The following is a 19,443-nucleotide window of genomic DNA, read 5'->3' on the forward strand; positions in this document are numbered from 1 at the left end:
AATACGGTTTGGCCTACATCGATAACATGACGCCACTATCCGGCAAATCCTCAAAGCTCGGATAACAGGTGGTCAAGCGGCTGGACTCGATGCCACCTTCTTCGACCAACCAGGTTTTGACCTGAATCTGACGCTGACGCGCCAGTTGATAGAGCTTGTCTTCCAGCTCCGTCCCTTTCAAGCCTTTCTTGACCCAATAATCGCGGTCGGACTGGTTGTAAAAACCACACACTTTCAAGGTGACGGATTTTTTATCTTTCAACAGCTTGGTGATTTTCTTCAGATACTCCGGCATATCCGCCCGCCATTCATCCAGGCCTGGCTGATATTGCACCGGCTGCAGGGTCATTTCCCCGGCCTTCTTATAAGCGTATTCCGCCGCCAGGTAAATCGCGCCGTAAGGTTGAAGCGTCATCGCCAGCATGGCTTTTGAACCGCCTTTCATCGCATTAAAGAAGGCCACCGAAATCACTTGTGCAATGTTGAAACCGGGGTCGGACAAGTCACCGTTGACCGGCACACTCAAATCGATGTTGTTGTCACCGTCGCGCAACAGGTTCAGCGCCAGACTCATGGAGCCGGCACTGGCGGCTTTTCCGAGATCGCTTGCGGCTTTGTCGACATCGGAAGCCGCTTTGTCGAGACCATCCCCTTTGGTTTTCGACGGGACCGGAACCGAATCGGCTTCCATCTCAAAACCGGTCAATTTCAAACGATTGTCGGCATCCAGAATATCTTGTTTGATTTGAATATCCGACTTCATATTCAAGGAACCGCTTTGAATGCGATAGCCAAGCGAACGACGAATCAACGGTGAGAAGGCGTACAAGTCCATATCCTGGATGTTCACTTTGATGTCGGCGTTCACTTTCGGTGAAAACGGCTGGAAGTCCCCTTTTGCGGTGACTTTGGTGAACCGGTCGATGGCCGCTTGGATATCCAACGGCGTTTTTTCATGCGCCTGGGCCGAATCGAGTGTGCCGATATGCCAGGTTTGAATGGTCATATTCTGGTTCAGCGGTGGCGTAATGCCGGTGGACGTCAAATGCACATGGCTGTCACCGGTGATGTCGAATTGCTGCAGTCTGAATGGCGGCGCTTTCTCTTGAGAGGCTTTGGCCGTGTCGTTTGGTTCGGCCTTTTGTTCGGCTTTTTGCTCCGCCTCGGTTTTTTCGGACTTAGTTTTCGGCTGCGGCTGTAATGCGGCTTTCAAAGCCTCGATTTGTCCCAGTTTCGTTTCTTCGTTGAATGCCAAGGTCAAGTAAAAATCCTGCAAGGTCACCGTTCCAACATCCACCGCTTGATTGTTTTTCACATTGGCGTGGTCAATCGTCACGTCACCGGTGGATAACAAAGGCTGAGGGTATTCAGGGCTGGCGGCCACTTTAAGACCTTTCACATTCAAGCCTTTCAAAGACACCGCTTGCGGAGCGGTAAACGCCAAACCGGTTTTCAGGTTCGCGACATCGGCTACCGTCATCTTCGTGCGGGTATTGTCCAGTTTGACCGACTGCACAGCCAGTTGCCCCGCCGTCTTCACTTGAGGCGTTTCAGATACGGTCAATTGTGTTTTGCCTTTCCAATCCAGCGCTTTCAGCCCCGCGGATAAATCCTGATACGCCGCCGCCAGTTGTTTTACATCCAGGTGACCATCGGTCTGAACGGCTGGATGCGGCGAGGTGCCCACTTGAATGCCGCCTTGCCAATTCAAGCGACTGACATCGGCTTTGGAGCCATCTGCGTTGACGCCCACTGACGTCAACGCAATGCGGTTGTCGGTTAAGACGATATCGACCGGCGTTTGGGCCTTTTTCGATTCGGCGTTTTTTTCGTCTGATTTGACCGTGACGTTGACCGGCCCTTTCCAATCCAAATGTTGCAACTTGGCTTCGGTTTTCGGTTGCGAAAACTCGACGTGTTCCATCACTAAAGCGCTGCTCGGCAGAGAAACCAACAACCCGTTCTGGCTTGACTGAGTGATGTTCAAACCGCCCTGCCAGTCCAATTGGTTGACATCGACTTTCGCGTCATTCGCTTTCACGGCCACGTCCGTGACGGCGATGTGGGTGTCAGATAACGCGACCTTCATCGGCGTATCCGCTTTGGCCACGTCCACATTTTTTGCATCGGCTTGACGATCGGTTTGAGTGTCAGCTTTTTTCGAGGGCTTAAGCGTGACTTTCATCGGGCCGTTCCAATCCAACTTTTGCAACTTGGCCTCGGTCCCCGACTGTTTGAATAGAAATTCTTCCGCCGTCAAAGCATTGCTCGGCAACACAATTTCCAGTCCGGACTTGTCAGACTGAGTGACATTGATTTCGCCCTGCCAGTTCAAGTGACGGTTATCCAGCGCGATGGCTTTATCCGCCATCGCCAGGTGGCTGACTTTCAGTTCACCGTCCGTCTTCACTTTCGGCACGCCGTCGGTCACGTCAACCTGGCTGTGGTTTTTCCAATGCACTTCGCCCAATTTGATGTCGGCGTCTTGCGCACGGACGCCGATGTCTTTCAAGTGCCATTCACCCTGGGTTTTAACCGCGGCATGCCCTTTACGGACCAAGGCTTGAATGTCTCCGTCCCAGTTAACAAGGTCGCCGGCCACGCGTAAGTCTTGTTGTTCAAACGCCAGTTTCTGAAAGGAAAAACGGCCTTTTTGGGTGATTTTGAGTTCACCGCCTTCGTTGACAACGTCCAATTTCAAATCACCGAAAACCAGGCCGGACAACTCTAAAATCTCCGGCGGCAGATATTTTCGGTAGGTCGACAAATCAAGATTTTTAACAACAATGTCACCGCTTAGACGCTGTTTTTCAGCAAACGGCCACATTTGAAAATTTCCGACCAGATGATTTTTATCTTCTTGAATTTCAAATACCAGTTTGGCCGCATCGTCCGGTTGCCAGTTAATGGCTTTTTCGAGCAGCACCTTGTCGAATTCGATGTGTTTATCCAGTTCCGGTGTTTTCAGTTCCAATACGGCTTTGTTCAATTCCAACGACTGAATGCCCAGCCCCCATGAAAACGGGTCTTTTTTTTCTTCCGGTATCGCTGCTTTGTCGGATTTTTTATCGAGCGAATAAGACAAACCCGCCACCCGAATGCGCTCGCCGGGACGGTAATCGATTTCAATCCGGGTATCGAAAATCGCCAGTTCTTGAATTTTGATTTTTTTGTGGAAAAGCGCGGTCCAGGAGAGATTGACTTTCAGATGCCCCAGATGCAGGTATTGATGCTTTTCAACTTCAACTTCCAGATTGAAAATCTCCAAGCGACCGGTAAACAGATTGACCGACACCCTTTCGATGTGAACCGACTCCGCGCCTTGTTTCAACAACGCTTGTTCAAATCCCTTTTGCAACATCCAAGGCAATGCCAATAAAAACACACCAAACAAAACCAGTGTGTACGCCAACACCTTGTAACGGGTTTTAAGGGACTTCCAACGAGAATATAAAGCAGTCATACCGGCCTCTGAACGGGATTTCATTCATTGTAGCAGAAAGATTCTAAACCCAGTAGATGACAATGGCATTTCAATCCACCGGGTGCGTGATATGAAAAAACCGCCAGGCCTGGCGGTTTTGGGTGTTGTATTTTCAGATGTCGCACCCGGTCATCAATAACTGAGTTCCTCGGCCGAGAGGCCTTCAAACTTAAAGGGTTTGGATGTGACATAGTGCCCGGATACCTCACCGTGCAACACTCTCGCCTGATCCGGGCCGAGTTCCAGCTTTTTGACCTGACCGGTTTCTTTGGAAAAATCCAATTTATTCAAATCGGTCCAAAACCCGCTCGCAGCCAAAGCGGATTCAAAAAAATAAAGTTTGCGTTTATGGTCGATGGCGGTTCGCCAGCGTGTGGAGGATATTTCCGGTGCGTCCGCGGTATGAAGCCCGTAAGGAACCGACACATTCCGCATCACACTCAATACACTGGCCAATGCCTTATTGAGCGTTGTTTTTTGCGGAATGGCATTGATATAAAACTGCGCTCTGGCAAACCGGTCGGGCGAACGATTCGACCCGGGCAACATGGTTGTGCCGCCGATGTCCTTCCAATACTCTTCCATTGCGAGCTGTTTATCGTAAGTCGGCGAATTGGTCATCACCTGATACTGACGACCATGATGGATGACTTGTTTGCCATCAATGTATTCGATAATGGCGCTATCGCCGGTGGCATCGGAAATGGCCAGATGCAAGCTGGCCTGACGGTTCTGACCGGGCACCTTGTCGGTAACGACCACCAGCGGTTTGTTCCGTAAGGCTTCGACCGCTTCCGACACCGTTGCGAAATTATCCAGCAGATACTGCGCCCAGACAGACACGCTGATGGGGTGTTGCCCTTTTTGAACCGTCGGATAATTGCTCTCCGCCAACCATAATAAATTGGCCGCCAAACCTTTTTCATTGAGGCCGTCGGTTGTCGAAACATCATACCCCGTTGCAATCACACTGCCGTATTTGGACACCCATTGCAAAGAGTTCGGGCCACCCACACCGTTACGCGTCATGCCTCTCGGGAAAACCCATAAATTGGTACCGATATCGTATTTCCAGTCCATGGAACGACCCGTCATGATTTGATCGTTTTCGCCCAAATACACCACACGCGTACACGCCCAGACCTGGTTAATTGTCATGAATCCGGTGATAACAACCAACGCAAAGGTTGCAAATCGGTGCGGGGAGATTTGTCTCAAGAGAATGTCCATACAAGTTTCCTGTGCCTCTGTAAAAAGCGTAATTGCGTTCTATAAGATAAATTAGCGAATACGACAAGGGTTTCGGAAAGGGGCTTAACGGATCGGCGGCCATTTCCAACTAAGGGTTATAACCTGCCGAAGTCAGAAGTTCAAATGAAAACTTAAATGAAATTTAGCGATTTGGGTTGGGAGCGCCGGGAGCAGCGAACGCCTCCCGGTTTGAACGGTTTTAGGGTTTTAAAGTTTTAATAAAGGTAGAAACTTTCCTGCGCCTGACGATCCGGCCAGGACTTGAGCGGTGTACGCGCATTCAAAGGCTGCACCGGGCGCGCATTGGTACCCAGGTATTCCTTCATTTGTTGCAATTGCGCGGCGGACGCTTCCACCGGCTGTTTGAACACCATCCAGTAAACGCCTTCATCGCAAGGCGGCTGTGTCATGGAACCGCTGTACTTGTAAAAACGCTTGTCCACCGGGAAAAAGGCTTTCGCCGGATGCACCAAGACTTTGTCATGGACATCCAACTTGTTCAGCTGTTTCGGCAAACGGTCTAAAAACGCCGCCAGGGCTTCGTTTTCCGCGCCTTCCTGAAACAAGATGCTCACCACCGCATAGTCTCCGTTGCCGTCTTTATGCACCAGTTGCATTTCCATTGGATAACTGAAGCCGTCGATTTGGTGTTCGGACGGTGTATGGAACTCATATTCCATCAACTCATAACGCTGGCCGTTCAACATAATGTAACTGCCGAGCGGCACTTCCACTTTCAGGACGTGGCCATCGTTGATCATCTTCAGAATGCTTTTACGGTAATAGACATCAAAGCCGTTCAAGGACGTGGTGCCGACCGCATCGTCCCGTTTGAAATTTATTGGCGATTGGTTTTTCCCGGCTTTACAGGTGGCGTAAGCGGTCGACAGTTGCCCCCAATTTTGCGGACCGTCGTCACCAAAATAACTCCAAGCCACCGGTTTGGTTTCAGCCGGTTCAGGTGCTGGCTTGGCCGCTTCGGGTTTGGCGGCAACTTTCGCCTTGTCGGCATCATCGGCTTGTGCTTTCGGCTGAGAGGTCTCCGCCGACTTCGGTTGGCTCACCGCAATTTTTTTCTGCTTTTCCGCTTGTTTTTTCGCTTCCGCGCCCAAGTCAATCAACGGCGGGACATTACTGTCCGCCGCATACAACGGCAAACAGACGAGGCAACCGAGCAGCATCAAAAAGCTGGACCTTGTGTTCATTCGTTTTCCTTCTTTATCGCTTTACCGGATAAATCATCTAACATCGGAAATGACTAAGCAAATACCTCACCAAATCCGAGTTTTCAAACACAAAAATCGTTTTTAAGCGTGTGAAAAGCGTCTATCAGCCGTTTTTCCGTTGGTCGAAAATATCCTGAAAAGTGTCCAGCTCCGACTTTTGAAGCGCGAACACGCCTTCACCGCCCTGCTCGAATTCGAACCAGTAAAACGGCACTTCCGGATAGGCTTGTTCCAGATAATATTGCGACACCCCCACTTCGACAATCAAAGTACCGTCGTCTTTCAAGTGTGCGGCGGCTTCCGCCAAAATATGGCGTACCAGGTCCAAGCCATCTTCACCGGCTTCCAACCCCAAACGCGGTTCCTGATGGAATTCTTCCGGCAATGCGGACATTTCAATCGCATCGACATACGGCGGATTGGACACAATCAAATCGTATTGTTTGCCTTCCAAGGCACTGAACAAATCGGATTCGACGGCGCGGGCAATGCCTTTCAAATCGTAACGGTCGATGTTGCGCTGCGCCACGGCCAAGGCGTCTGGCGAAATATCCGCCAAATCCACTTGAGCATTCGGACAGGCTTGCAAGCTGGCAATGCCGATACAGCCGCTGCCGGTACACAAATCGAGAATATCGGTCACCGCTTCCGGTTCGACCCAAGGGCGATATTGCTCGGCAATCAATTCGGCAATCGGCGAGCGCGGCACTAGGGTCGCTTCGGAAACGTAGAACTTCAACCCCGCAAACCAGGCTTCACCAGTCAGATACGGCGTCGGTTTCCGGCTTTCGATGCGTTGACGGAATAACTCGGTCACTTCCCGCTTCTCGGTAATGCTTAAACGCGCCGACCAATAATTGTCGGGAATCTCCCAAGGCAATCGCAACACATGAAACACCAGCACGCGCGCATCATCGAAGGCGTTGTCGGTTCCATGACCAAAAGCGAGTCCCGCTTTCTGAAACAAGGTCCCGCCCCACCGGACAAAATCGGTCACGGTCTCCAAGTGTTCGTACTGGTAATTGAAATTTGTCATATCTTGGTCTCTTGGTAATGGAAGCCTAGTGTGGTGCTGAATTCAGGCACCCGGTTTTTTAGCGTGCTTCGGGCGGAAAGCTTTAACGAAGGCTTCGTCGGTTTCCATATAAGCGCCTTCAATCAAATCGATGCAATAAGGCACCGCTGGAAAAACCGCCTCCAAACACTCGCCGATGGCGGACGGTTTGCCCGGTAGATTAATGATCAGACAAGCGCCGCGTGTGCCGGCGATTTGGCGCGATAAAATTGCTGTGGGCACATACTGCAAGGACACCGCGCGCATCTGTTCGGCAAACCCGTCGAGAATCTTGTCGCACACCGCCTCGGTCGCTTCCGGCGTCACATCACGTTTGGCCGGGCCGGTGCCACCGGTGGTCAAAATCAAATCGCACTGTTCGCTATCGGCCAGCTCAATCAGGTTGGATTCGATTAACGATTGTTCATCCTCGATGATTCGCGACACCCCGTCCCATTCCGACACCAAAGCGTTGCCAATCCATTCACGCATCGCCGGGCCACCCAAATCTTCATACTCACCGCGGCTGGCACGATCCGATACCGTTACAAATCCGACTTTGACTTTTTTCATGCTGCTCATACTGTGTTCCGTTGATTTCATTGAATATTCGCCAGGCCTGGTGAATATTCGTCCGTATTCAAATTCAATTGTGCATATGATACTGCATCTCACCAAATCAGAGAACCGAAAGTCCACGACAAAATCCACCGCAATGAAATGCAAAATTTCTATTGAAAGGCCTTGAATTTCAGTCCTTGCCCCCTATTAACACAACATCGAATTTCAAAAAGATACGAGTGATATGACAAAACACGATGATGCAAATGCCCTGAAAGACTTGCTCGCTCAAGCACTTGAGGACGACAACCCGGAAATGAACGACGAGGAAATTACCTTCAGCGAATTCGTCGACCATACCGACGAGTACGCCCAATCGGAAGCGGTCGACGGCGGCGATGCCCTGGACGGCGAGCACATCGCGCATGACGGCGACAAGCCGAACGACTCGGCACACATGCTGGTGAAAGCGAATATGTCACGCCCGGAAGCCTTGTTCTTGCTGCCGGTCAAAGAGCGCCCATTTTTCCCAGGCCAGACACTGCCGATCATTCTGGACAAGGACATTTGGCACGATACCATCCAAAGCGTTATCGACAACAAGATCCAATACATCGGCATCATTTATGTCGATACCGACGATCACTTCAAAGCGGTGCCGGACGACTTCGCCCAAACCGGAACGTTGGTGCGCATCCACGATCCGAAAATCAAACCCGATTACATTCAATTGATTGCCGAGGGCATTTGCCGTTTCCAAATCAGCGAATGGATTCATGAAGCGCCGCCTTACCGTGCACGCGTGACCTATCCGTCCGACATCCGCAACGCCAACCCGAGCGAATACAAAGCCTACGGCCTGGCGATTATGAATGCCTTCAAGGAACTGTTGCCGCTGAACCCGCTGTACAGCGAAGAACTGAAGTATTTCCTGAACCGTTACAGCGCATCCGACTCACATCACCTGGCGGACTTTGCCGCCAGCTTGACAGCCGCCAGCAACGAGAAACTGCAAGACTTGCTCGACACCTTGGATTTGAGCGAGCGCCTGGAGAAGGTACTGAACCTGTTCAAGCACGAAATCGAAGTGACCAAGTTGCAGTTCAATATTCGCGAACGCGTGGAAGAAAACCTGACGCAACAACAGCGTGAGTTTTTCCTGCATCAGCAGCTTAAGGAAATTCAAAAAGAACTGGGCATGGTCAAAGACGACCGTACCGCCGATGCCGACCTCTTCCAGGAACGCATCGAAAAGCTGGCCCTGTCGGACGAAGCCCAACAAAAGTCCGAAGAGGAATTGAACAAAATCAATATGCTGGACCCGCAATCACCGGAATACGGCGTGGCGCGCAACTGGCTGGATTGGTTGACGCAATTGCCGTGGGGACAGTACAGCAAAGACAAGCTCGACCTGAAACGTGCCAAGAAAATTCTCGACAAAGGCCACGACGGCCTGAGCGACGTCAAAGACCGTATTCTGGAGTTTTTGGCGGTGGGCGCGTTGAAAGGCGAAATTTCCGGTTCCATCATCTGCCTGGTCGGGCCGCCGGGCGTGGGGAAAACCTCCATCGGCCGCTCGATTGCCGATACGCTGGGGCGTAAATTCTATCGCTTTTCGGTCGGGGGGATGCGCGACGAGGCCGAAATCAAGGGCCACCGCCGCACGTACATCGGCGCCATGCCGGGAAAATTCGTACAGGCCTTGAAAGATTGCGGCACCGCCAACCCGGTCATCATGCTGGATGAGGTCGATAAAATCGGTTCTTCGTATCAAGGTGACCCGGCCTCGGCGCTCTTGGAAGTGCTGGACCCGGAACAGAACACCGAGTTTATGGACCATTATATGGACGTACGCTTCGATTTATCGAAAGCCTTGTTCATCTGTACCGCCAACACGCTGGATACAATTCCCGGCCCGTTGTTGGACCGTATGGAAGTGATTCGCCTGTCGGGTTACATCACCGAAGAGAAAGTACAAATTGCCAAACACCATCTGTGGCCAACCTTACTGGACGAAGCCGGTTTGGATAAAAAACAGGTGCAGATCACCCCGGCCACCATCCGTCATGTCATTGAGGGCTATGCGCGGGAAGCCGGTGTGCGGAACCTGAAAAAGCAGTTGGCGAAGCTGATTCGTAAACTGGCGATTCGTTTCGTCAAAGGCGAACTGGAACAGACCACCATTCATGTGAACGATTTGGAATCCATGCTGGGTCAACCGCGTTTCTCACCGGAAAAAACCAATCTGCAAATCGGCACCGTCACCGGCCTGGCCTGGACCTCCATGGGCGGCGCCACCCTGACCATCGAAGCCAGTCGTGTTCATACCTTGAACCGAGGCTTCAAATTGTCCGGTCAACTCGGTGAGGTGATGCAGGAATCCGCCAGCATCGCTTACAGCTACATCGCGTCTAACCTGGATAAGTACAAGGCCGATCCGGAATTCTTCGATAAGGCATTCGTCCACTTGCACGTGCCGGATGGCGCCACGCCGAAAGACGGGCCAAGTGCCGGTATCACCATGGCGACGGCATTGCTGTCATTGGCGCGCGACGAAGCGATCAAAAAGCCGCTGGCCATGACCGGGGAACTGAGTTTGACCGGACAGGTGTTGCCAGTGGGCGGGATTCGTGAGAAGGTGATTGCGGCGCGCCGTATCGGCATTCGTGAAATTATCCTGCCGGAAGAAAACCGCAAGGATTACGATGAGTTGCCGGATTACCTGAAAGAAGGTGTGACCATTCACTTTGCCAAACATTTTGACGACGTGGCGAAACTGACGTTCCAGATTCGCAGCAAGTCCAAAGCCCTGAAGGCTTATTTGACTAAAGCGCCGTCCGCAACTGCGGAAACCGAAACCGACAAACGCGGCGATTCGGTCTCTTAATTAACCGTCGGCTTCGAAAACGCAAAAACCACCAGGCCTGGTGGTTTTTTTATATGCTGAATTTAGGCTAGACAAACTGTTGTGCCATCTGAAACGCCCATAAAAAAAGCCCGCTTATGCGGGCTTTTTGATTTGACTCAAATCATTCGATTAAGCCATTTCACCTGGGTATGCTTCGATACCTGGGTTGCCTTTCACGCCAACCAACTTAGGATGGTTCACTTTCTTCAGCTTCATGTCGTTTTTGTGGTTACGTAGGTAATCCGCAGCAACGTCCCACATCAAGCGGCCGTCTCCCACGGAATCCACTTGCGCCCAACCGGAAACCGTGTAGGTTTTGCTGGCTTCAAGCGGTGTACCGTCGTCCAAACGCATGTCAGAGATACGGTTACCCAAAGTCGCGTTTGGTTCACAAGTATAGTCCATACCACCCAGACGAACCATGTCCCCACCAGATTGCAGGTATGGGTCTTTTTGGAATAGGTTTTCACAGATACCTTCCAGGATATCTTTCATTTGTGCACCCGTCACTTCAGACTTATAGGTTTCACCGTAAGTCATAGACGTTTCATCCATAACACGCGCCATCGTGATGGTTTCACCCGCCAGTACGGAGGTACCCCAACGTACACCCGCTGACATAGCGATTTGCGTGTCATGCTCTTCACGTAGAGAGTTTACGATGATTTGGTCCCACGTCCCCATGAAGTTACCACGACGGTATAGAGTATCTTCCGCCACAGCCAATTCTTCATTTAGGATTTCGTCGTAAGTCTTACCTAGACGCTCTTTGTTGTAAGCACGCGCTGGGTCACGAGACTCAACGATGTCTTTGTTGTACACTTTGGTACCTAGGTGTTCGATGAAGGTTTTAACACTTTCGTCGGCCGCCAATACGTTAGAGAAAACCGGCAACAATTTGTAGTCGACGCCTTTCAATTTACCGTTTTGGATATCCAAATCCATACAACCAACGAACTTACCGTTAGAACCGGCGTTGGTGACGTAGCACACACCACCGTCAGGTGTTTTGACGTTGATGGTCTTAGGAATACCGTCATGAGTGTGACCACCGAAGACCGCATCGATACCGCTGACGCGAGATGCCATTTTGATGTCCACGTCCATACCGTTATGGGAAATCATCACGACCGCCGCGACTTTCTCGTTTTCACGGATGTGGTTAACGGTTTCTTGCAACGCATCTTCACGCAGACCAAAAGACCAATCCGGGAAGTTGGATTGTGGGTTGGCGTTCGCAGTACGTGGGAAAGCTTGACCCACAACCGCGATGCGCTCACCGTTAACGATTTTAATCGTGTAAGGCTTGAACGGACGCGCATCGTCTTCGTCATACATACCCAAACCGTTATGACGTTCCGTCATTTCACGGTAAGCGTCACCGAACAAAGAATCTTCTTTGATACGGATGTTTTGCGCCAAGAACTCACCCTTGAACTTGCCAAGGTTGGTTAGGACTTCGTCTTCTTTATAAGTGAATTCCCAGTGACCGGTCATAATGTCAACACCGATCAGGTTAGAGGCTTCCACCATGTCCTGACCGCGTGTCCACAAAGCCGTACCGGAACCGTGCCACAAGTCACCACCGTCCATTGTCAAAGTGTTTTCACGACCACCGGCCGCTTCACGCAACTTGTCCAACAAAGTCTTAACGTGCGCGAAACCACCGACTTTACCGTATTGCTCGGAAGCGTCCTGGAAGTTCAGGTAAGTGAAGGCATTCGCCAAAGGCGTGTTTTCTGGGATGTTCAATTCTTTCAACAAGTGGTGACCGACAACATGCGGCAATTTACCGTAAGCAGGACCGGTCCCCAGGTTCACGTTTGGTTCACGGAAGTAGATCGGCTTTAACTGCGCGTGTGTATCCGTAAGGTGCAACAAACGTACTTTCCCTTTCATCGGAACGTTGTACATATCGGAAGAGACAGCGGATCCCTTGCTTGGGCTTGAAGACATCGCTTTCGCTGTACCAGGAAGCATCCCGGCGGCGGCAGCCATAGACATTACATGAAGAAATTCACGACGATTTAAAGACATATTGTCCTACTCCGTTTGAAATTTAAAAAACGATTTCGGGCGGATATCCTGCCCGAAACAAAAGCAAAAAATAAAGTTGTGTAACATTAATGGAAAGCGCCCTGAAAAGTCAAATAAACTAAAATGATGATTGATAAAATTTTATTTATCAATAATAGGTTTATTTTATATTAGCACTTCCTGATTTACTGGTTGGCTGGGCATTTTTACCCAGCTTTTCATCGGGTTCTTAACCGACCCATTTCCGCGCATTTCGGAACAGACGCATCCAAGGTGCGTCTTCCTGCCAATCGTCCGGGTGCCAAGAGTTTTGTACCGTACGGAACACGCGCTCCGGATGCGGCATCATAATGGTGACTCGGCCATCCTGCGTGGTCAAGCCGGTCATACCACCTTCAGAACCGTTCGGATTGAAAGGATAGGCTTCGGTTGGATTACCGGCCGAATCCACATAACGCAAACCGACCAGGCCTGATACATCCGCCGCGGAACCGTCGCCGAAGTCCATACGCCCTTCACCGTGCGCCACCGCAACCGGAATACGCGTACCGGCCATGCCTTGCAACAGAATCGATGGCGACTCTTGAATCTCCACCAACGAGAAGCGCGCCTCGAACTGCTCGGAACGGTTACGAACGAACGCCGGCCAGTGCTCGGCGCCCGGAATGATTTCTTTCAGGTTCGACAACATCTGACAGCCGTTACAGACCCCCAAGGTAAAGGTGTCTTCACGCTGGAAGAATTGTTCAAAGGTCTGACGCGCCGTGTCGTTGAACAGGATGGAATTGGCCCAGCCGCGGCCGGCCCCCAAAACGTCTCCATAAGAGAAGCCGCCACACGCCACCAAACCGCGGAAATCGTCAAACGCCACTTCGCCGGACAAGACATCCGACATGTGCACGTCAATCGCATCAAAACCGGCACGGTCGAATGCCGCAGCCATTTCCTGCTGGCCGTTCACCCCTTGTTCGCGCAAAATCGCCACCTTCGGACGCTGAGCAGGATTGAACCCTGCGGTGATGTCTTCACTCGGATCAAACGTCACGACCGGGCGGATCTCGGTGTTGGCGTCTTGCTGAATCGCATCGAATTCTTGCTGTGCGCAGGCTTCGTTATCACGCAATGCTTGCATGCGATAACTGGTTTCCGACCACCAGGCCTGGTAAGTTTTGCGGTTTCCACTCAACAGCGTTTGACCGTGCGCGGAAATTTGAATGGCATCGTCGTTATTGGTCGTACCAATCCAATGCGCCATCTCGGCCAAGCCGTGCGCTTCCAACAGTCCGGCAATTACCGCTTCGTCATCCGCAGACACCTGAACGACCGCCCCCACTTCTTCGGCACACAAAGCGGACACCGGTTCATCGCCCAAAGCGGTGGTATCCAACGTCAAACCACAATGTCCGGCAAACGCCATTTCCAATAAGGTAATCAAGAAACCGCCGTCGGAACGGTCATGGTACGCCAGCATCAAATCATCGGCCATCAACGCTTGAACGAAATCGAACAACTTCAACAGATCGTCAGCGGAATCCAAATCCGCCGCCACATCACCGACTTGGTTATAAACCTGCGCCAAACAACTGCCACCCAAACGGTTCTGGCCACGGCTCAAATCAATCGCCAACAACTTGGTGTCACCCAAACCGGTACGCAATTGCGGCGTGACCGTCTTGCGGACATCCTGCACCGGTGCAAAGGTGGTGATGTTCAACGACACCGGCGACGTCACCGACTTGGATTCGTCGCCGTCCTGCCAGACGGTTTTCATCGACATGGAATCTTTTCCGACCGGCACGGCGATGCCCAAGGCCGGACACAATTCCAGCCCGACCGCTTCCACGGCATCATACAAGGCGGAATCTTCGCCCGGGTGACCCGCCGCCGCCATCCAGTTGGCGGAAATCTTAATATCGCTCATTTTCTCGATTTTGGCACAGGCGATATTGGTAATCGCTTCGGCAATCGACAAACGCGCCGAGGCTTTCGGATTAATCAACGCCACAGGCGGACGTTCGCCGGATGCCATCGCTTCACCGGTATAGCCTTGATAATCGGAGCAGGTAATACCCGCATCCGCTACCGGAACCTGCCAAGGTCCGACCATTTGGTCGCGCGTCACCATCCCGGTGATGGTACGGTCACCGATGGTGATCAGGAAACTTTTACTGGCAATGGTCGGCAGTTTCAACAAACGTTCGGTCACATCGTTGAAGTCCAATACCGCCGGCTCAAAGCCGGGTTGCGGCAATCGACGGGATTCCACCTGACGGTGCATTTTCGGCGGCTTGCCCAGCAATACATTCAATGGCATATCAACCGGGTTATTATCGAACTCGGTATCGTTGACCACCAGCTTCTGCTCCGCCGTGGCTTCACCGACAATCGCATACAAACACCGTTCACGGCGGCAAATCGCTTCAAACTGTTCGATTTGGTCCGGATAGATGGCGATGACATAACGTTCCTGGGATTCGTTACACCAGATTTCCATCGGCGACATACCCGGTTCGTCGTTTGGCACATCACGCAATTGGAAACGACCGCCTTTGCCAGCATCGTTCACCAGTTCCGGGAAAGCGTTCGACAAACCACCGGCCCCAACATCGTGAATGGACGCAATCGGAGATTTCTCTCCTAAATAGGTACAACGGTCGATGACTTCTTGGGCACGTCTTTCCATTTCCGGGTTTTCACGCTGAACGGAAGCAAAATCCAGATTCTCGGAACCGGCACCACTGTCCACCGAAGACGCGGCACCGCCGCCCAAACCGATCAACATCGCCGGACCACCCAGCACCACCAGTTTGGCGCCCACCGGAATATCGTTCTTTTCGATGTGCATTTCACGGATGTTCCCAAGACCACCGGCCAACATAATCGGCTTGTGATAACCGCGAATTTCTTCACCCTCGTGCGTAATCAATGCATTTTCATAGGTACGAAAATAGCCGTTGATGGCCGGACGACCGAATTCGTTGTTGAATCCGGCCGCGCCCAATGGGCCTTCAATCATAATATCAAACGCGGAGACAATACGGTTCGGTTTGCCGTAAGCGCGCTCCCAAGGCTGTTCAAAGCCCGGAATATTCAAATTGGAGACGGTAAAACCGGTCAAACCGGCTTTTGGCTTGGAACCGCGACCGGTTGCACCTTCATCCCGAATCTCGCCACCGGAACCGGTTGCCGCACCCGGCCAGGGTGAAATGGCGGTTGGGTGGTTATGGGTTTCCACCTTGATTTGAAAGTGGACATTTTCGTCGCAGTACTGATAACGGCGATTTTCGGCATCCGGAAAGAAACGCGTCGCTTGATAACCTTCAACCACAGCCGCGTTATCACTGTAAGCGGACAAGACCCCTTGTGGATTTTTCTGATAGGTATTACGGATCATCCCGAACAAGGAGTTCGGTTTATCCTGACCGTCAATGGTCCAATCCGCATTAAAAATTTTATGTCGACAGTGCTCTGAGTTCGCTTGCGCGAACATCATCAATTCGGCATCGGACGGATTACGTTGCAACCCGTTAAAGGCTTCAACCAGATAATCGATTTCATCTTCCGACAACGCCAAGCCCATGGCGCCATTCGCCTCAGCCAAGGCATCCCGTCCGCCACCCAGCACATCAACCGTGCTCAACGGCTTCGGCGTTTGATGCGAGAACAGACCTTCCAGCGTCGTCACGTCGTAACTGACCTGTTCCATCATGCGGTCGTATAATTCGGTCACCATCATTTGACGCGCCGATTCGTCGACACCTTTCAGATAATAGACAATACCGCGTTCGATACGGTGAACACCATCCAAGCCACACGTATGGGTAATATCGGTCGCCTTGGAAGCCCAGGGCGAAATCGTACCCAGGCGCGGCGTGATGATGCAGCCGTTTTCACCCTGCTCGTCCAAAACCGCGTCGGAGCCGTTCAGCAACACACGCAACTTGGCCCAATCACCGGCGCTCAAGTCCGCAACACCGTCGTTCAAATCGACGAAATAAACATACTGTGAAGCCAATCCCGCAATCGCGTCTTTGTCAGACAGCTGATTGAGCAATTGATTCAAACGGTAATCGGAATGAGCGGATTTTCCCCAGATAACGTGCATACTTTTTTCCTATACAAAAAGCCCTCGGAAACACCAAGGGCAATCTTAAAACAATTTTGAATGAATTCGAATCGGTCCTATTCGGCCAACAGGCCCAGCGATTGGAAGATGTAATGGCGCTTCTCAGCCGTCAAAGGTTCCATGCCTTCCGGGGCCTCGACTTTCAACAAGCTGCCATTGGTGACACCGTCTTCTTGCAAGGATGTCACTGAGAATTTCACAATTTCCGGCAGGTATTTCCCGGCCTCTTTATCATCACGCCAGAAAGCCAGCTTGGACATCAAGGTGTTCTCTTTTCGAGCTTCTTCCGGAACCTTGACCCATACCTCGCGGGTGTCCGCCTTGATACGGTCATAATGCCAGTCGGCACGGTACAACATCGCTTTCAAATAACTCCAGGTTTCGGAAGCGTCGGCTTTCACACGCAATCCTTCATATTCGTCTTCGCCTTCAACGGAAACCAACCCTTCGGTCGACTCAACCGCTTTCAACGATTCTTCTTGCGAGGCGCCGAAGAAAATCATCGACTGATAAATCGCTTCCGCTTCAACCATCGGGTTGTACGGGCGAATGCGCCAGCCCGAAGACACCACCATGGAACCGTTGGCCGATTCCGCTGCGTCCGGATCGGCAACCATATAATGGTGGAAATAGATTTTCGTGACTTGACGTTCTTTATCGAACTCAACCTGCGCAATCAAACGATCATACAAGCCTTCAGCCTGTTCAGGACGCCAGCTGTTCAGCAGTTTGGTCAAAGGCCCTTGGTCATCGAGCGGCACCAGCTCTTTACGCGGTACAAATTCGGTACGAATGAACCCGGTATCTTTTCGCGCTTCCGCAATCGGCATGCCCAACGATTCCAAGAAGGCTTTGGTGCCATCCCAGACTTTCTCGCTTCTCATGCCTTTGATTTCCAACCAACGGTCGGACAAATTGGATTTCACGCTCAGGTTATCGGCGCGATAAGTCGGCACATAGCGATACTCTTCTTGAGCGGTTTGATTGGCGGTGTTTTGCAAGGTGACATCAAATCGGTCTTGGCGTTTGGCCGGCGCGAACAAATTCGGCGGCACCTCCAAATCTTGGGAGAGGGATTTTTCGGTTTTCCGATAGTCGGTATCGGCATCATAGTCGAGCACTTCTTTGGCATTTTGACCACTGGATGGGGTGGAAGAACACCCTGCCATCAGGGTCGGCAAGCCGACGATCAGCACGCCATAACCGGCGGCATTCAACAGTTTTTGCGAAAAGGTCTTCAATTTCATTCGTTTACAGGGCTCCTGCCGTTCGCAATGCTTGACGCACCACTTCATGATACTTTTCAGACAGCGGTGTCAACGGCAAGCGAATGGCGCCACCCATCAGCCCCATTTCCATCATCGCCCACTTCACCGGAATCGGGTTGGCTTCAACAAACAAGGCTTTGTGCAACTCCGTTAAAGGCGCATCCAATTCACGCGCTTTCTCAGCGTCGCCGGCAACGGCGGCATCATACACTTCGGAAACGCGTTGCGGCGCGACATTCGCCGTTACCGAAATCCCGCCATGCCCACCGGCCAACAGAAAATCGACCGCAGTCCCGTCATCACCGGTATAAAGGTCGAAATCATCGCCAACCAACGCTTTGATTTGCGCCACACGACCAACATCGCCGGTGGCTTCTTTCACGCCGACAATGTTTTGAATGCTCGCCAAGCGCCCGATGGTTTCCGGCAACAGGTCGCAAGCCGTTCGCCCCGGCACATTGTAGAGAATTTGTGGAATATCGACGGTTTCGGCGATTTTTTTGTAATGCAGATACAAACCTTCCTGTGTCGGCTTGTTGTAATAAGGCGTGACCAAAAGACACGCATCTGCCCCCACATCTTTGGCATACTCGGTGAGTTCGATGGCTTCGGTGGTGGAGTTGGCGCCGGTACCGGCAATCACCGGAATGCGCCCCGCGGTTTTATCGACCACAAAACGCACCACTTCACGGTGCTCTTCAAAGTCCAAGGTGGCCGATTCCCCGGTCGTGCCCATGGCGACGATGGCCTTGGTCTTGGATTTGATGTGAAACTCGATTAATTTTTCAAGCGCATCAAAATCCACTGATTCGTCCGCCTTCATCGGCGTGACCAAGGCAACCATACTCCCTCTAAACACGATGATTTTCTCCAAAAAATGAATGTAAAAACAAAAGAGTAATATTACCTTCTAACCCCCTTTTCTTCAAGCGATTATTTTGCCTCTCATGCCCTTTTAAAGGTGTCGTCATCTTTTCATAATTTTTTCATTGAACAATTTTTTCAAACCCTGCATACTGGTTACAAAAAGGAGAAAAAATGACTGACAAAGCACGACTGGGTGAAAGCATCCCCGCTTTCTCTTTACCCGCCACCAACGACCGCACCATCACCGATTCCGACTTTTCCGGCCATTACACCATTCTCTACTTCTACCCCAAAGACAATACGCCAGGCTGCACCACGGAAGGCCAGGATTTCAGCGCCGCTTATGCAGAACTGAAACAGCTCAACGCACAGGTTTTCGGCGTGTCCAAAGACTCGATTCGCAAGCATGAAAATTTCAAAGCGAAATTCGACTTTCCTTTCGATTTGATTTCCGACCCGGACGAAACCTTATGTAACATCTTCGACGTCATCAAATTGAAAAAAAATTACGGCCGCGAATACATGGGCATTGAACGCAGCACCTTTCTCATTAGCCCGGAAGGCAAGCTGATTCACGAATGGCGCAAAGTGAAAGTCAAAGAACACGTCAAGGAGGTCATGGACACACTCAAAACCCTTTCAGAATAACGAACCGGCGACT

General features: G+C 51.4%; 11 protein-coding genes. 2 read left to right on the plus strand and 9 right to left on the minus strand.

What is annotated here, in order from left to right; translation table 11 throughout:
- Positions 1-13: 13 nt before the first annotated feature.
- The 5 genes from EPV75_RS08330 to mog form a co-directional block, all read right to left on the minus strand.
- Positions 14-3,463: a DUF748 domain-containing protein gene (locus EPV75_RS08330; RefSeq protein ID WP_192893971.1), complete on the minus strand. Its 3,450-nt coding sequence runs from the start codon at positions 3,461-3,463 to the stop codon at positions 14-16.
- A 153-nt stretch (positions 3,464-3,616) separates the two neighbouring features.
- On the minus strand, positions 3,617-4,714 hold the full coding sequence (locus tag EPV75_RS08335; RefSeq protein ID WP_225972293.1) for a linear amide C-N hydrolase: 1,098 nt from the start codon (positions 4,712-4,714) through the stop codon (positions 3,617-3,619).
- Positions 4,715-4,950: 236 nt separating this feature from the next.
- A complete protein-coding gene (locus EPV75_RS08340; RefSeq protein ID WP_128385083.1) occupies positions 4,951-5,940 on the minus strand; it encodes a carbonic anhydrase in 990 nt (329 codons plus the stop codon).
- A 124-nt stretch (positions 5,941-6,064) separates the two neighbouring features.
- Positions 6,065-6,997: a 50S ribosomal protein L3 N(5)-glutamine methyltransferase gene (prmB, locus tag EPV75_RS08345; protein WP_029938438.1), complete on the minus strand. Its 933-nt coding sequence runs from the start codon at positions 6,995-6,997 to the stop codon at positions 6,065-6,067.
- 42 nt (positions 6,998-7,039) lie between these two features.
- Complete coding sequence (gene mog, locus EPV75_RS08350) at positions 7,040-7,588, minus strand: molybdopterin adenylyltransferase (RefSeq protein WP_127120388.1); 549 nt, start codon at positions 7,586-7,588, stop codon at positions 7,040-7,042.
- A 232-nt stretch (positions 7,589-7,820) separates the two neighbouring features.
- On the opposite strand from mog, the gene lon reads away from it, so the two are divergent.
- Positions 7,821-10,463, plus strand: coding sequence for an endopeptidase La (lon, locus tag EPV75_RS08355; protein ID WP_225972294.1), 2,643 nt, complete (start codon positions 7,821-7,823; stop codon positions 10,461-10,463).
- Positions 10,464-10,613: 150 nt separating this feature from the next.
- Here the strand turns inward: lon and EPV75_RS08360 are convergent, their stop codons facing one another.
- The 4 genes from EPV75_RS08360 to dapA form a co-directional block, all read right to left on the minus strand.
- The gene (locus tag EPV75_RS08360) at positions 10,614-12,521 is read right to left on the minus strand and encodes a 5'-nucleotidase C-terminal domain-containing protein (RefSeq protein ID WP_029938441.1); all 1,908 of its coding nucleotides are present in this window, start codon (positions 12,519-12,521) and stop codon (positions 10,614-10,616) included.
- A 229-nt stretch (positions 12,522-12,750) separates the two neighbouring features.
- Complete coding sequence (gene purL / locus EPV75_RS08365) at positions 12,751-16,626, minus strand: phosphoribosylformylglycinamidine synthase (protein WP_128385084.1); 3,876 nt, start codon at positions 16,624-16,626, stop codon at positions 12,751-12,753.
- Positions 16,627-16,703: 77 nt separating this feature from the next.
- Entirely contained in the window at positions 16,704-17,894 is a 1,191-nt protein-coding gene (locus tag EPV75_RS08370) for a hypothetical protein (protein ID WP_128385085.1), read from the minus strand.
- 4 nt (positions 17,895-17,898) lie between these two features.
- A complete protein-coding gene (gene dapA / locus EPV75_RS08375; RefSeq protein WP_192893972.1) occupies positions 17,899-18,759 on the minus strand; it encodes a 4-hydroxy-tetrahydrodipicolinate synthase in 861 nt (286 codons plus the stop codon).
- Positions 18,760-18,953: 194 nt separating this feature from the next.
- On the opposite strand from dapA, the gene EPV75_RS08380 reads away from it, so the two are divergent.
- Positions 18,954-19,430 (plus strand): peroxiredoxin, encoded by a 477-nt coding sequence (locus EPV75_RS08380; protein WP_029938445.1) that lies wholly within the window; start codon positions 18,954-18,956, stop codon positions 19,428-19,430.
- The last annotated feature ends 13 nt before the right edge of the window (positions 19,431-19,443 follow it).

Source organism: Hydrogenovibrio thermophilus (assembly GCF_004028275.1).
In the GTDB taxonomy this organism is placed as follows: Bacteria; Pseudomonadota; Gammaproteobacteria; order Thiomicrospirales; family Thiomicrospiraceae; genus Hydrogenovibrio; species Hydrogenovibrio thermophilus.